This window comes from Myxococcus sp. CA056, from assembly GCF_013336715.1.
GTDB classification, from domain to species: Bacteria; Myxococcota; Myxococcia; order Myxococcales; family Myxococcaceae; genus Myxococcus; species Myxococcus llanfairpwllgwyngyllgogerychwyrndrobwllllantysiliogogogochensis.
Genome location: NZ_JABUMT010000004.1, coordinates 55103 through 69334 on the forward strand (window position 1 = coordinate 55103; position 14232 = coordinate 69334).

11 protein-coding genes are annotated in these 14232 nt (G+C 68.5%); 1 reads left to right on the forward strand and 10 read right to left on the reverse strand.

The genetic code is table 11. From position 1 onward, the window contains the following. Positions 1-367: 367 nt before the first annotated feature. From HUA76_RS18845 to HUA76_RS18865, 5 genes are all read right to left on the reverse strand, one after another. Positions 368-1939 carry an adenylate/guanylate cyclase domain-containing protein gene (locus HUA76_RS18845; protein ID WP_174461676.1) on the reverse strand — a complete coding sequence of 524 codons (1572 nt, stop codon included), beginning with the start codon at positions 1937-1939 and terminating at the stop codon, positions 368-370. Between the two features lie 78 nt (positions 1940-2017). After that, positions 2018-3043 (reverse strand): inorganic phosphate transporter, encoded by a 1026-nt coding sequence (locus HUA76_RS18850; protein ID WP_141643834.1) that lies wholly within the window; start codon positions 3041-3043, stop codon positions 2018-2020. A gap of 1 nt (position 3044) precedes the next feature. Continuing rightward, the gene (locus HUA76_RS18855) at positions 3045-3671 is read right to left on the reverse strand and encodes a DUF47 domain-containing protein (protein WP_174458456.1); all 627 of its coding nucleotides are present in this window, start codon (positions 3669-3671) and stop codon (positions 3045-3047) included. A 236-nt stretch (positions 3672-3907) separates the two neighbouring features. Then, entirely contained in the window at positions 3908-4234 is a 327-nt protein-coding gene (gene trxA / locus HUA76_RS18860; protein ID WP_141643836.1) for a thioredoxin, read from the reverse strand. A gap of 123 nt (positions 4235-4357) precedes the next feature. Then, positions 4358-5260, reverse strand: a complete 903-nt coding sequence (locus HUA76_RS18865) for a LysR family transcriptional regulator (RefSeq protein WP_174461677.1) — start codon at positions 5258-5260, stop codon at positions 4358-4360. 133 nt (positions 5261-5393) lie between these two features. Between HUA76_RS18865 and dusA the strand changes: the two genes are divergently transcribed. After that, positions 5394-6389 carry a tRNA dihydrouridine(20/20a) synthase DusA gene (dusA, locus tag HUA76_RS18870; RefSeq protein ID WP_141646607.1) on the forward strand — a complete coding sequence of 332 codons (996 nt, stop codon included), beginning with the start codon at positions 5394-5396 and terminating at the stop codon, positions 6387-6389. 32 nt (positions 6390-6421) lie between these two features. On the opposite strand, the gene HUA76_RS18875 is transcribed toward dusA, so the two are convergent. The 5 genes from HUA76_RS18875 to HUA76_RS18895 all read right to left on the reverse strand — a co-directional run bounded on the left by HUA76_RS18875 (position 6422) and on the right by HUA76_RS18895 (position 14033). Then, positions 6422-7327, reverse strand: coding sequence for a Virginiamycin B lyase (locus HUA76_RS18875; protein ID WP_174458454.1), 906 nt, complete (start codon positions 7325-7327; stop codon positions 6422-6424). 162 nt (positions 7328-7489) lie between these two features. Next, positions 7490-9442 carry a hypothetical protein gene (locus HUA76_RS18880; RefSeq protein WP_174458453.1) on the reverse strand — a complete coding sequence of 651 codons (1953 nt, stop codon included), beginning with the start codon at positions 9440-9442 and terminating at the stop codon, positions 7490-7492. A 196-nt stretch (positions 9443-9638) separates the two neighbouring features. After that, positions 9639-10193 (reverse strand): CGNR zinc finger domain-containing protein, encoded by a 555-nt coding sequence (locus tag HUA76_RS18885; RefSeq protein ID WP_174461678.1) that lies wholly within the window; start codon positions 10191-10193, stop codon positions 9639-9641. A 9-nt stretch (positions 10194-10202) separates the two neighbouring features. Further along, on the reverse strand, positions 10203-11132 hold the full coding sequence (locus HUA76_RS18890) for an arginase family protein (RefSeq protein WP_174461679.1): 930 nt from the start codon (positions 11130-11132) through the stop codon (positions 10203-10205). Positions 11133-11417: 285 nt separating this feature from the next. Next, positions 11418-14033 (reverse strand): hypothetical protein, encoded by a 2616-nt coding sequence (locus HUA76_RS18895; RefSeq protein ID WP_174461680.1) that lies wholly within the window; start codon positions 14031-14033, stop codon positions 11418-11420. Positions 14034-14232: the final 199 nt, after the last annotated feature.

A 14232-nucleotide genomic window follows, 5' to 3' on the forward strand; every position in this document is an offset into this window, starting at 1 on the left:
GTGGAGGGCGGGGCGGCGCGAGACTGCGGACTGGCGGGGCGTCGTCGAGGTCTGGGTCTGCATGGCGTTCCAGGTGGGTGGAGGAAAACGAAAAAGGCCCCGCGCCGGGGAGCGCGGGGCCAGGTCGGAAGCACTGCCGATTCCGAGCTAGACCTCCCGCGCTCCGCGAGGAGTCGTGGTGGTAGTGGTCGTCGTCGTCGTGCGAGTGGAGGGAGCGGTCGCCGCGCGCGCGAAGGACGAGGACGTCTGTCCCCGGGTCCACGCGAAGTCCTGGCGCATGCCGTTCACGAAGTGGAACGCTGACCGATGACCCTGGTGCGAGTCAAGCCACCCTCCCGAACGAGCGGGCGAGGGCCGTGTCGCTCCATCAGTCCCACGCCACCCGGTGGAGCGTCAGGGCGTCCTGCTTGCCCTTGACCCGGGTGGGCGGCAGCGTCGTCAGGCGCCAGGTCGACTCGCGCAGTCGGGCGCGCGTGGCCTCCGAGAGGACGACCTCTCCCGCCTTCGCCACGCCGCACACGCGACTGGCCACGTTGGTGACGTCACCCAGGGTGGCGTACTGCAGATAGTGCCCGGAGCCGATGTTGCCCGCGGCGGCGGGGCCACTGTTGAGTCCCACGTGGATGCGCAGCTCCGGGTGGCCCTTCGCGCGGAAGCGCGCGTTGAGCGCCACCAGCGCGCGTTGCATGTCCACCGCCGCGCGCACGGCCCGGTCCGCGTCGTCGTCCCGGGAGAAGGGCGCGCCCCAGACGGCCATCAGCGCATCGCCGATGTACTTCTCCAGCGTCCCTTCGTGACGGAAGACCGCGTCCGCCATCACCGGGAAGTACTCGTTGAGCATGTCCACGACTTCCCGGGGACGCAGCGACGCCGACAGCGGCGTGAAGTCGGAGATGTCCGCGAAGAGCACAGTCACCTCCGTCTCCACCACCTCCAGCGACGCGCCCGGTGACGCGTTGAGCCTGCGGACCACGGCGGGAGGGAAGAAGCGCAGGTACGTGTTGCGCAGCACGGCCTCCTCTTCCAACCGTCGCGCCAGCCGCGCGTTGTCGATGGCGACCGCGGCCTGGTTGGCGAAGGCGGTGAGGAACTCCAGGTCCTGCTCCGTGAAGAGCCCGCCCTGCGAGCGGTTGTCCACGTAGAGCACGCCCAGCCAGGTGTCGCGCGGACGCAGCGGCACGCACATGGCGGAGAGGATGGCCTGCGAGCGGATGGAGGCGGAGCTGTCCAGGCGCACGTCTCGCTGGGCGTTGGCGAAGAGGGACGCCAGGCCGTGGGCGCGCACGAAGTCGACGATGCGCTGGCTGAAGAAGCGCTCCGGGAGCGTCTCTCCGCTCGCCGCGCGCGCCACGCGAGGGCGCAACTCTCCGGTGGCTTCGTCCACCAGCAACAGGGCCGCGCGGTCCACGCCGAGGATGCGGAAGACGAGCTGGAGGATGCGCTCCAGCAGCGTGTCCAGCGAGCCGGGCGAGGCGAGCAGTTGCGCCACGGCGAGCAGCACCTGGAGCCGCTCCCGCGTCGTGTCGCCCTCGGGCTCCGGTCGCACCCGCAGCCGGGGCACGTCCGCGTCCAGCAGGGTCTCCAGGGGAGACAGGGTGAAGCGCGTGTCCAGCGTGCGAGTGTGCAGCGGACTCAGCTCCTCCTCGGGCTCGGGGTCGCCCGCGAGCAGCTGGAACCACACCTCGCCGCAGCGGAAGGCCTCGCCTTCCTGGAGCACGTGCCGCTCGACGCGGACCTCTCCCATGAACGTGCCGTTCTTGCTGCCCTGGTCCACCAGCACCACGCGCGAACCCTGGCGCTCCAGCCGCGCATGGCGCCGCGAGATGCTCTTGTGGAGCACGCAGACGGAGCTCTCGTCCGTCCTGCCGATGGTGGTGGTGCCCTCGGAGAGCAGGAGCTCCTGCTCTCCCTCCCGCCCGGGGTTGAGGATGAGACGCATGGAGTGGGGAATGCTAGCACCCGCCCGCGGGCCTCCCGAAGGAAGTGGCCGGCGCGGGCGGGCAGGGGGAGGCCGGACTCAACCGACCAGCCGGACGACCACCTGGGTAAGCCCGTAGACGAGCAGCGCCATGAGCGCGGCGGCGGGGATGGTGAACACCCAGGCCCAGATGATGCGGCCGGCCACGCCCCACTTCACCGCGCGCCAGCCGCGCGTGGAACCCACGCCGACGATGGCACCGGTGATGGTGTGGGTGGTGGACACGGGGATGCCCAGCTCCGCCAGCGCGATGATGGTGACGCCGCCACCCGTCTCCGCGCTGAAGCCGCCGATGGGCGCCAGCTTCGTGAGGCTGTGGCCCATGGTGCGGATGATGCGCCAGCCGCCGAAGAACGTGCCCAGGGCGATGGCCGCGTGACAGGAGATGATCATCCACCAGTCAATGTGGAACGGGCGGTCCTTCCAGATGGTGCCGAAGAGGACCACCGCGATGATGCCCATCACCTTCTGCGCGTCGTTGGTGCCGTGGCTGTACGAGAAGATGGCGGAGGACACGAGCTGGAGGCGGCGGAACCACCGGTCCACGTAGGTGGGCGTCTGCTTGTGCACCACCCAGGTGCTGATGAGCATCAGCGTCATGCCCAGGAACGTGCCGATGAGGGGGGAGAGCACGATGAAGGCGGCGATCTTCGCGATGCCCGCGCCCATCAGTCCCTTGAAGCCCAGCACCGGCACCGTCGCGCCAATCATTCCTCCGGCGAGCGCGTGTGACGAGGAGGAGGGCAGGCCCCACCACCACGTCAGGAGGTTCCAGGCGATGGCGCCCATCAGCGCGGCGAAGATGACCGACAGCACGGCCGAGGGGCCCGCGCCGCGCAGCATGTCGAAGTTGATGATGCCCTTGCCCATGGTGTTGGCGACATGGACACCCCCGCTGAAGGCGGCGATGAAGTTGAAGAAGGCGGCCCACGCCACGGCCAGGTTCGGTGACAACACCCGGGTGGACACCACGGTGGCGATGGAGTTCGCCGCGTCGTGGAAGCCGTTGATGAAGTCGAAGATGAGGGCGACTCCGACGATCAGGATGACGGCGGCGAGTAGCATCTCAGGAGTGCTCCAGCACCACACCCTCGATGACGTTCGCCACACCCTGACACTTGTCCGTGGCGGTCTCGATGAGGTCGTAGATCTCCTTCCACTTGATGATGGTCAGAGTGTCGACCCCGCTCTTGAAGAGCCGGCCCAGCCCGGAGCGCAGCACCTCGTCCGCCTGCGTCTCCAGCCGCTTGATTTCCTTGCAGCCGGCCAGAATCTGCTCGGGCTTCTTGATGAGCCGCAGCGCCGCCACCACCTCCTGCACCTTCTCCGAGGACAGGACCAGCAGGCGCGCCAGCTCCGTCGCATCCGGCAGGCTGCTCTGGATTTCGTAGTAGTGCAGCCGGGACGCGGCCGCGTTCGCCAGGTCCAGCACGTCGTCGATGCGCGACAGCAGCGAGTGAATCTGCGTCCGGTCGAACGGGGTGATGAACTGTTTGTGCAGGCGATTGAAGGCGGTGTGGGTGACTTCGTCGCCGTGGTGCTCCACGTCCTTGAGCGCGCGGACCCGTGCGGGCACATCGCGATAGTCGCTCAACAGTTCGTACAGCATCTTCGCGCCCTGGACTGTCGCGGCGCACTGCTTGTCGAAGTCGTCGAAGAACTCGTCCGACTTGGGCATCAGCCTTTCGAGCATGGCTACCTCCCGGTTGGGCATGCCCGGGGTGTCACCTGGTCGTGACGCTCCCGTGGCGCGCCCGTGACTACCTCACCTGGGGATAATCGCCAGCCTTCCTTTTTGACTTGCAACTGAAAGCCAGTCACCACAGAGGGCGGCCGTACTCCCGGCCGGTGCTACAGGCCGGGCGCGCCAGGGGTGGGCTGCTGTCGTCCTGGCGCCCCTCTGTCTCCAGCCATTAGCCGGGGCCTGTCTCAGAGCCAGGCGAGCAGCTCCTGCTCCAGCCGCGCCCGGGGCATCGCGCCCACGAGCTGGCGGACCACCTTGCCCTCCTTGAACACGAGCAGGCAGGGCAAGGCGCGGATGCCGTAGCGCTGCGCCGCCTCCTGGTGGGCGTCCACGTCGATTTTCGTCACCTTGAGCCGGCCCCGGTACTCGACCGCCAGCGCATCGAGGATGGGGGAGATGAACCTGCACGGGGGACACCACGCGGCGGTGAAGTCCACCAGCACGGGCCCCTTTGCTTCCAGTACTTCCCGGTCGAACTCCGCGTCTCCCAGCTCGATGACGTCCGCCGCCATGTCCTGTCCTCCTCGTGGGGCACGGCCCGCGGGGCCGCGCCTTGCGTGTGGAGGGAAGGTGTAGTGGCCCCAGGGCCCCGGAACGAGAGCCCCTGGCGGAACGCTTCGTTGCGGGAAGTGCTCCTAACGGGCGCGGCCCGGCGCGGTGGCCTCTTCCCAGGGAAGCGCGGCGCCGCGCTCACCCAGGAGCGTCAGGAAGGCGCGCACCTTGGGGGGAAGCTGCCGGCTGCTGGGGTAGACGGCGAAGATGGGGATGCCCGGTGGCGTCTCTGTCTCCAGCACGGGGACGAGCAGCCCGTTCCTCACGTCGTCGACGACGAGCGACGCGGGCAGCCGCACCACGCCCAGCCCCGCGCGAGCCGCCGCCTGTCCCGCGCGCACACTGGGCACCCGCAGCCTTCCGGTGACGGGGACACTCCTCGCGGTGCGGCCCTCTCCGAAGAACCAGACCTCGTCGGTGCCGGGCTCGGCCAGCACGACGCAGGCGTGGCCCTGGAGCTCCGCCGGGGTCTTCGGGGTGCCCTGACGGGAGAGGTAGGCGGCGCTGGCGTAGTAGCCGGTGCGCAGGCGCCCCAGCTTGCGCGCCACCAGCGACGAGTCCGCCAGCGGGCCCGTGCGCAGCGCCAGGTCGTACTCCTCCGCGATGAGGTCCACGTGGGCCTCGGCGAGGGAGACCTCCACGCGCAGGAGCGGGTGGCGCAGGAGCAGCTCGGCGATGACGGGCGTGAGCAGCTCGCCCAGCAGGGAGAGGGTGGCGATGCGCAGGGTGCCCTGGGGCGTGGTGCGGGACTCACCCAGCGCGCGGTTCACCTCGCGGGCCTCGGCGACCAGCCGCGCGCAGTGGGCGTGGTAGTCGCGCCCGGCCTCGGTGAGCCTCAAGTGGCGGGCGTTGCGCTCCAGGAGGCGCACCCCCAGGCGCTCCTCCAGGGCGGAGAGCCGGCGGCTGACGGTGGACTTGCGCAGGCCCAGTCGCGTGGAGGCGGCGGTGATGCCGCCCGCGGTCACCACCTCCGAGAAGAGGAGCATGTCATCCAGAAGGGGCGGGCTCGGCGGCACGCGGACAGCCTAACCGGGACGGTTGTCCGGCTCCTCTCCCTTCGGGCCCCCGGGCGTCACTGGGGGGTGGGCAGGGGAGGGAAAGCCGGGTAGAGGAGGTCCGATGCCTTCCCGACCCATGCCGTTGTGTGTCGCGCCGATGATGGACTGGACGGACCGCAACTGCCGGTACTTCCACCGTCAAATCAGCCAGCACACGCTGCTGTACACGGAGATGCTGACCACGGGCGCCGTGCTCCATGGCGACCGCGAGCGGCTGCTGGGCTACGAAGCGGCCGAGCATCCGGTGGCCATCCAGCTCGGTGGCTCGGAGCCGGAGGCCCTGGCCGAGTCCGCGCGCATCGCCGAGTCGTGGGGCTACGCCGAGGTGAACCTCAACGTGGGCTGCCCCAGCGACAGGGTGCAGTCCGGCCGGTTCGGCGCGTGTCTCATGGCGGAGCCGGAGCTGGTGGCGCGGCTGGTGGGCGCCATGCGCGCGGCGGTGAAAATCCCGGTGACGGTGAAGTCGCGCATCGCCATCGACGAGATGGAGGAGTGGTCCACGTTGGAGCGCTTCGTGCGCCTGGTGGCCGCCGAGGGCTGCACGCGGTTCATCGTCCATGCGCGCAAGGCGTGGCTCCAGGGCTTGAGTCCCAAGGAGAACCGGGACGTGCCGCCCTTGCGCTACGACCTGGTCCACCGGCTCAAGCAGGAGCTGCCCCACCTGGACATCAGCATCAACGGCGGCATCAAGACGCTGGATGCCGCCGCCGAGCACCTCGCGCACGTGGACGGGGTGATGATTGGCCGCGCCGTCTACGAAAACCCCTACCTGCTCGCGGACGCGGACCGTCGCTTCTTCGGCGGGCAGGAGGCTCCGCGCGAGCGGCACGAAGTCGTGGAGGCCATGCTCCCGTACATCGAGCGCAGCCGTCAGCGGGGCGCGCCGCTCAGCGCCGTCACTCGGCACATGCTCGGCTTGTTCCAGGGGCTGCCGGGGGCGCGCGCGTGGCGCAGGCACCTGAGCGAGAACGCGCACAAGCCGGGCGCGGGTCCGGAGGTCGTCGTGGCGGCGCTCGCGAAGGTGCGTCGCGAGCCGGAAGCGGTCGTCGCGGCCTGAGCGTCGCGCTGTCGGAGCGGGCGTAGCGGCCCTCAAGGGAGCGAGAAGCGCCCGATGCGTCCTGCTTCCTCGGCGAACCACAGGGCTCCATCCGGGCCGACGGTGATTCCGTGTGGCTCCGCCTTCCGCGTGGGGATGGCGTACTCCGTGACGACCCCGGAGGTCGTCATCCGCCCGAGGTGATTGCTGCCCCACTGCGTGAACCACAGGGCCCCGTCGGCCCCCGTGACGATGGCGTGGGGACGTGCTCCCGAGCGGAGCAACGGGTACTCGGTGATGTTCCCCGCCGTCGTGATTCGTCCGAGCTGGTCCGCGAGAATCTCGACGAACCAGAGCGCGCCGTCGGGGCCCCACGTGATTCCCACGGGCCCCGCCTTGGCCGTGGGCAGGTCGTAGCCGGTGACCTGTCCATCCACGGTGATGCGCCCGATGCGGTTGCCCTGATTCTCCGTGAACCAGAGCGCGCCATCCGGCCCGGCGGTGATGAACGAGGGATAACAACCGGCCTGGAGCGGGAACTCCGTGACGCCGCCGTCCGGTGTGAGCCGCCCAATCCGATGCACGGACATCTCCGTGAACCAGAGCGCACCGTCAGGTCCGGCGCAGATGCCGAACGGACCGGCTTGCGGCGTCGGCAACGTGAACTCGGTCACCTCTCCGCTCATCGTCACGCGGCCCACGCGGTTCGCCTTCTGCTCGGTGAACCAGAGCGCGCCGTCGGGCCCGGCGGTGATGATGGACGGCCCGGCTTCAGGTGTCGGCAGCGGGAAGCTCGTCACCTGGCCCTGGACGTCGACGCGTCCGACTCGGCCCGAGTGAACCTCGGTGAACCACAGCGCCCCGTCCGCTCCCTTGACGATTCCATAGGGGCCCGTGGACGCGGACGCCAGGGGGTACTCGACGAACTGACCGTGCTCGGAACCAGGGGCCTGCGCCATCGGGTGTCTCCAGGAGGAACATGAAGTGCCCGTCGGACCCTCTCCCGTGAGGTCACCCACGTCCAGTGCGCGGAGCGCCCTGTCGCGCGCGTGTTCCGCTCAAGACACAACAAAGCCCGGGCCTCCTCTCGGGGACCCGGGCCTTGGGCGAAGCGGTCAGGCTCAGCCGATGACCAGCTCGCCGGGCAGCGGCTTCTTGCCACCGTCCTGGAACAGCCCGAAGTAGCTCTCCGCCAGCTTGTACTCGTTGTACGCCGGCGAGCAGGCCATGTTGCGCACCGCCATCAGCGGGTCGTTCGGCTTGCCGTCGTAGTCGGTGAGCAGGACGTTGATGCCCATGTGCCCGCCGTTCTCCGCCTGGATGCCGGAGCGCCGCTGCATCTCCTGGATGTCGCTGGCGGTGAGGTTGAGCGTGATGGGCTTGTCGTTCTCACGGGCCGCCTTCGCCTTCGCCGAGTCACCCGTGTACGAGTACACGAGCAGCTCGCGCGCGTTGTCGTCCTTGGTGTCGAACTTCATCGCGAACTTCTCGGAGCCGGGGATGAGCTTGCCGTCCGTGCCGTACTTCTGCTCGATGGTGACGTCCGGGTGGTCGCCACCGTAGGTGATGTCGGACGTCATCGACTTCGTCCCATCCGGGTGGTGGGTGATGAGGTACTCGCCCGTGTTCGTCGTGCCGTCCGACTCGATGCTGAAGGGACCCACGTCGATGCCGACCTTGCCGCCCGTCGACTCGTAGTTGATCTTGTCGAAGCGCAGCGTGTTGGCCACGCCCGGGCCTTCCTTCTCCGGCATCCGGCCGTCCTTCGCGAAGGCGTCGTACGCCTTCTTCCCGTCCGGGTTGGACAGGTCGAACTCGGCGGTGCGCAGCTTGTACTCCTTCAGCGTGTCGGAGCGGCCCATGCTCACCGACACCGGGCCCACGCCCAGGCTCACCTTGCCGTTGTTCTCGATGAACTCCGTGGGGCCCGCCGTCATCGACAGCTTGTCGCCATCGCGGCTCACTTCGATGGACATGCCCTTGCCGGACTTCACGTCGCCGGAGATGCCCAGCTCGGCCGCGTGGTAGGACAGGCCCACGTCCAGGCCGTAGCCGGCGAACTGGCCCTGCTCCATCTTCACGGAGGTGCCGTCCGGAATCGTCTCGGCGTTGAGCGGATGCGGAGGCGCGATTTCGCCACGCTTCAGCTTCTCGTAGTCGGCCTCCTTCATCTTCACTTCGTACGTCATCGTCTTGCCGGCCTCGACGCTCCCCTCCACGGAGGCGCCCACGCCGACCTTGGCCTTGGTGAACTCCACCGTCCCGGACGCGGACACGGACGTCTCGGCGTTGATGGAGACGGTGACGTACCCGTCCTCCTTCTTCACGTCCTTCTCGAGCGTGTCGCTGAACTCGACGGACACCGGACCCGCCTGGCCCGGAATCTTCGTCTCGTACGGCTCGGTGGTGACGGGGTTGGGCGCGCCGCCGATGTCCGCCGGGTAGTCGGCGACCATCATCTTCTGCAGCTCGGGCGACACGTTCGCGTCGGCCAGGGCCTGGGTGCGCTCGAGCGAGCCCGCCTCGGTGGAGAAGATCTTCGCGGCGGACGTGCCGGGGATGGTGCCCGCCTCGCTGTAGTGAGGCTGCTCCTTCAGGTACGCCGGCATGTCCTCGTAGCTCTTGCCGTTGCTCGGGTCCAACACGCGCTCGCCCTGGCGGACGACGACGTGGCCCGACTGGCCCTCGGCACCCGGGCGCGAGTCCTTGAGGAACACCAGGTCCGAGCGGCCCTGCAGCTCCGGAGAGGACTTGCTGACGAAGTCCGCGGCCTTGTCGAGGCAGTTGACCTTGCCGTCCTTGCTGTTCTCCGAGAACAGCGACGTGGAGGGCGCGCTCTTGCCGTCCAGGTTCAGCTTGTTCTTCGCGCCAGCGGGCTCGAAGGTCGACTTGTTCTTCTGCGCCTCCGCCACCTTGCGAGCGGCCTCGGCGGCCTGCTTCGCGGCGGCCTCCGCCGCCTTACGAGCGGCTTCCGCTGCCCGACGCGCCGCCTCTTCCGCGGCCCTGCGAGCCGCTTCCGCCGCACGTCGTGCCGCCTCTGCTGCCCCACCGTCACCAATGCGCTCGGTACCCATGGTGTCTCTCCTCGAAGTCGTACGAATTTCCCAATTCTCGGGAGAAGGAGCGAGAGGTTGCGTACGGGCTGGAAGTTCGTGGGGTTTTGCGGGCCGAGCCCTGTCACGGAGTGAGAATTCGGGGCGGAACCCATACGTGGAGCGAAGCCGGGCACCGGATGTGTGCCTGGTGCTCACGCCGTGTCGTGGCGGTGGATCAGCGCTTGGGGGGGCTGGCGCGGAAGCGCTGGAGCTTGGTGCGGTTGCCGCAGACGGCCATGGAGCACCAGCGTCCGGAGCGGTTCTTGGACGTGTCGTAGAAGGCTTCCTGGCAGGCGCCCGCCGCGCAGACCTTCATCCGGGGCCAGTGGCCGTCGCGTTGGGTGGAGACGACGGCGGCGAACAGTCCGCCCAGGGCCTTCCATCCGCCCGTGCCGGCGGGACGCAGCCGTACGCCGTCGGGGCCGAAGCCGACGGTGAGCGGACTGGAGGCGGCCACGCGGTCCAACACGCGCGGCTCGGAGGCGGGCAGGGGCTCTCCGGTATGGGAGAGCAGCACGGCGCGCAGGGCCTCACGGGCCTCGATGGCGGCCTTGAAGGACTCGGGGGAGAAGGTCTCCGCTGAAGACAGGAGGCCGCGCGCGCGGCACCAGGTGGTGAGTGCGTCCGAGGTGGGCACCGCGTCGACGAGCTTCTCCACGTCCAGCGTGTTGACGAAGTCGAGCAGCAGCACGACATCCGTCGCAAGCCCGGGGCTGTGCGCATCGGCCATGGCCGGGGCCTATCGCGTCCTGGGCGTGGGCACCAGGGCCCCCAGCCCCGTGGCCAGGCTGTCCACCAGCGCGCGGGCCGCGTGGCGCTCGGGGTCCAGGCTCGGGTCGTAGATGGTGACGTCCATTCCCACCGCGAGCCCGGAGGCGACGAGGTGGGCCACCAGCTCGCCCAGCTCCTCCACGCTCAGTCCGTCGGGTTGGCGGGAGTCGACGGCGGGCATGACGTCGTCATCCATGACGTCCGCGTCCAGGTGCATCCAGAAGCCGCTCACGCCGGACGCGCGGAACCTCGCGAGGGCCTGCTCCACGCTGGCGGCGATGCCGTCCTGGCGCAACGTGTTCAGGTCCATCCAGCCCATGGCGGTGTCGCGCACATGTTCGGCGGAGACCTGCGCGCCCCAGTGCTCCAAATCCCTGACGCCGAGCACCGCCACGTCCGCGTCCCGCACCAGGGGCCCGCGTCCCTCCAGGTTGGACAGCACCGCGGGGCCACGCCCGGAGGAGAACCAGAGGTCCATGCCGGCCGCGCCGCCCAGCTCGGAGGCTTCGGGGGGCCAGAAGTCGGTGTGCCCGTCCATGAAGGCGAGGCCGTGGTGGGCGCCCGTGCGCTTCAGGCCGAGGAGGCAGCCGAGCAGGATGCTGCAATCGCCTCCGAGCACCAGCGGGAAGCGCCTGTCGCGTACGACTCCTTCCACCACGTCGGCGAGCCTCGAGCTGAACTCCGCGATTCCGCGTGGGTTGATGACCCGGGTCTCCTTGTCGCGCTGGGGCTCATAGGGACCGGGCTTCACGGTGTGCTCGACCTGGGCCTTGAGCCGGTGTCCCAGGCCCGCTTCCAGCAGGGCCTCCGGAAGCAGGTCCACCCGAGGCGTCCGCCTGTCGGGGCGACTCAGTCCAAGGCCAGAGGGCGCGGCGATGAGGGCGATGGGCGGTGGCATGGGCACTCCGCAGACGGACGTGTAACCGTCGTACCGGTTTAAGTGGTTTACATGAAGGTAGCCCCGGTGCTGGGCGGATGCAACCATCCAAATTGAATGGGTGGTTACGCGGGGCACCCGAAGAGGAAGGTGGTCACCGAGCCTCAAGCGCAAGACGTGCCGCGAGCTGCTGGAGCATCTCCGTGGAGCCACCCCGACGATGAAGTGGTGAATCAAGGGCCCCGGAGCGCCTGAGTGCGCCCGGGGCCCTCGTATTCATGGCGAAGGGGTCAGCCCGCTGGTCCGCTACGGGAGGCGAACGAAGCGCAGGCCGTACCAGGAGCCGCCGATGCGGGTGCGACCGTAGAAGCTACCGGCCTTCATCGAGTACTTGTAGTTGACCTGGGTCGGCGGGGTGCCCGGCGGCCCGGCGACGCCGCCATTCTGGACGTAGCGGATGCCCGCGTTCGCGTCGAACCACCAGGTGTTCTGGTGGCTGTAGCACTGGGGCTTCTCACCCTGGCCGGAGACCCACCGGAGCTTGTGTGCCTCGTTGATGTCGCTCACCATCTTGGTGTGCGCCGCGTACCGCGTGTTGTAGGTCCAGTCGATGGCATCCATGACGTTCCGCTCGATGGCCTTCCAGACGTTGGTGTAGACGCTTCCGATGAGCGTGTTGATGGCCCCGCTGATCCAGTCCGCGACGTTCTGGGTGGTGATGGGGCCCCCAGGGCCGGGAGGATTGAAGTTCACGGCGATGTTGGCCGCCTTCACCACCCAGTTGCCAATCTTGTAGTCAGCCAGGCTGCTGAGCTTCGGCTTGACGAGGGTGTTGAAGTACTGGGGATAGGGAACGATGTAGCTGGTATCGAGCTTCATGTTGTCCATGCCGACGACAATCTCATCGCCGTAGGACGGTCCCCAGTAGCCGATGCCCAGGAAGCGCTTCTTGCGCTGCAGCTTGGCCTTGATGTCGATTTTGTGGAACCCGACCTCGACGCCGAAGAGCTTGAACTGGAAGCCGGGTGACTGGGCCTTGAAGACGAAGCGCCTGTTGCCGGGCATGCCGACCGACTCGGAGCGACTGAAGTTCGAGCCAACCGTATAGGCGGGCATGTTGAACGCGGGCGGCGTCAGGTTGCAGCTGGGCGGAGGCGTGGAGGCGCCATCGCAGATCCACTCCTGGAGGCCGTTGCCGGAGTACGTCTGACCGCAGCCCGCGACGTTCCACAGGTTGGGGGGCTTGGCGGTGACGGACACCGCGGTGACCGAGCTCGTCCCCGGGAAGAACTTCCGACAGTACGTCAGCGGCGCGATGCTGGCGCCCGAGGTGCAATCGGAGTCCTTGAGCCAGGCTCCGCCCGCGGCCTTGTGCGCGTTGACCTTGCCGGACCAGTACGAGATTCGACCGAGTTCCGTGCCGCCCAGCGCCCGGACCCGCGAGTCATCCTCTGCCTGGGGCGCGCCCCGCTGCCGGCCGAGGAAGTCCGCGACCTGTGTGGCCCCACTCGCGGCGGAGGGCTCGTCGGCGAAGTCCGCCATGGCCAGCGTGGTGCCTCCGCCGCCGCCACCCTCGGCGTCGAAGCCGAGCAGCTTCACCGACGGCGTGCCGAAGTTTCCAACCTTGCGGATGACGCCCGGCAGGACCTGATACGCGCCGTTGGGGAGGGCGACCTCTCCCGGAATCGACTGGAAATTGGGGTCGGTGTTCATCGCATAGGCATGGGTGTTGAGCCAGGCGCGATAGGCGGGGATGGACGCCGCGTCGACCTGGAACACGCCCAGGTTGGTGAGCTGGTAGAGCTGGCCTTCGACCATCACCTGGAGCTCCTGGTCGACGAGGCGGCGCAGGGTGTCATCCTCGGCGAGGAAGGCCCTGAGGTCGTCGACGAACTCGGCGTAGTCGACGTCGACGATGGCGTCACTCGGCTGCTCTCCCGGGCGGGCATTGTCCAGATACGTCTTCGCGCTCACGAACCCGGCGGGCAGCATCTGGTCCTGACTGGGAGCCGCGGTGATGTTGTAGACCACCGTTCCCTGGCAGGTGCCCGTCGAGAAGCAGCCGAGCCGCACCTCGAACGTACCCGTGCGGTCCGCGGTGTAGGCGATGCGACTGCCGTGGTCGCTGCAGGCGTCGTCACTGCCGAAGATGTCGACATTGCCGTCGGCGTCGATGAGCTTCAGGTACGTATCACCCACCAGACCGGAGCCCGCGAGGCCGCAGGTGCCAACGTCGAGCACCTGCCCCTGCGTCAGGTGGAGGACCAGGGTGGAGTAGTTGGTGCTGGCGTTGTTCGTGTTCGAGCCCGTGAAGGTCCGTGCGCCGATGAGCGCCCCGTTCGCGTCGGGCGACAGGACCGAGTAGCTGACGGTGCCGCTGCAGGCGCCGTCCGAATAGCAGCCCATCCGGACTTCGTAGACCCCGTCGCTGGGGGCCGTGTAGGAGATGCGGCTGCCCGTGCCGCCACACGCGTCGTCGCCGGACGCGACCTCGGCGCCCCCGACGAGTGCCAGGCGCAGGAGGGTGTCTCCGGTGAAGGAGGCGCCGTCCAGGTCGCAGGTGCCGACCTCGAGCATCTGTCCGGCGTACAGTCGCACCTGGAAGCTCGGGGAGTTGGTGGTGGTGCTCGTCGTGGCGGAGGCGCTGAAGGGAGTGAGGCCGCTGCTGCCGGTGCTCCCGCCGGTGACTGAGTCCATCGCGGCATAGAAGGCGATGAAGTTGCTGGCCGTCCCGAAGTTCAGGACGCCATTCGGGAAGTTGCTGTCCACGAGCAGCGCTGGCGCCGTCCACGGGCGCGGTGGATAGACGCCATCCAGGTCGATGGAGCCGCTGGCGGCCTGGAGTTGGGAGGACGGCTCCTGTGGAACAACCGCCTCTTCGCCGCCACAGGCCAGAAGCCCGAGCGTACATGCTGCAATCAATAACGTTCTCATCCGAGTTGTCTCCGCTGGAAACCGGCGCGAACCACGGTACGGTCGTAACTGATGCAACCGTGGAACCGCTGGTTGAGCGCCAATACCCTGTTTCAGGAGACACGCCAGGGTGTCACAGGGGACGTCGCGACGGGCATGCCAGGTGTGGTGACTGTTTTGACATTCCGAATCGCCCGATATAGCGCGC

Bases quoted from the DNA above. Each gene is read 5' to 3' on its own strand.
- HUA76_RS18845 (WP_174461676.1), bottom strand. From the start codon at position 1,939: ATGCGTCTCATCCTCAACCCCGGGCGGGAGGGAGAGCAGGAGCTCCTG.
- HUA76_RS18850 (WP_141643834.1), bottom strand. From the start codon at position 3,043: ATGCTACTCGCCGCCGTCATCCTGATCGTCGGAGTCGCCCTCATCTTC.
- HUA76_RS18855 (WP_174458456.1), bottom strand. From the start codon at position 3,671: ATGCTCGAAAGGCTGATGCCCAAGTCGGACGAGTTCTTCGACGACTTC.
- trxA (WP_141643836.1), bottom strand. From the start codon at position 4,234: ATGGCGGCGGACGTCATCGAGCTGGGAGACGCGGAGTTCGACCGGGAA.
- HUA76_RS18865 (WP_174461677.1), bottom strand. From the start codon at position 5,260: ATGCTCCTCTTCTCGGAGGTGGTGACCGCGGGCGGCATCACCGCCGCC.
- dusA (WP_141646607.1), top strand. From the start codon at position 5,394: ATGCCTTCCCGACCCATGCCGTTGTGTGTCGCGCCGATGATGGACTGG.
- HUA76_RS18875 (WP_174458454.1), bottom strand. From the start codon at position 7,327: ATGGCGCAGGCCCCTGGTTCCGAGCACGGTCAGTTCGTCGAGTACCCC.
- HUA76_RS18880 (WP_174458453.1), bottom strand. From the start codon at position 9,442: ATGGGTACCGAGCGCATTGGTGACGGTGGGGCAGCAGAGGCGGCACGA.
- HUA76_RS18885 (WP_174461678.1), bottom strand. From the start codon at position 10,193: ATGGCCGATGCGCACAGCCCCGGGCTTGCGACGGATGTCGTGCTGCTG.
- HUA76_RS18890 (WP_174461679.1), bottom strand. From the start codon at position 11,132: ATGCCACCGCCCATCGCCCTCATCGCCGCGCCCTCTGGCCTTGGACTG.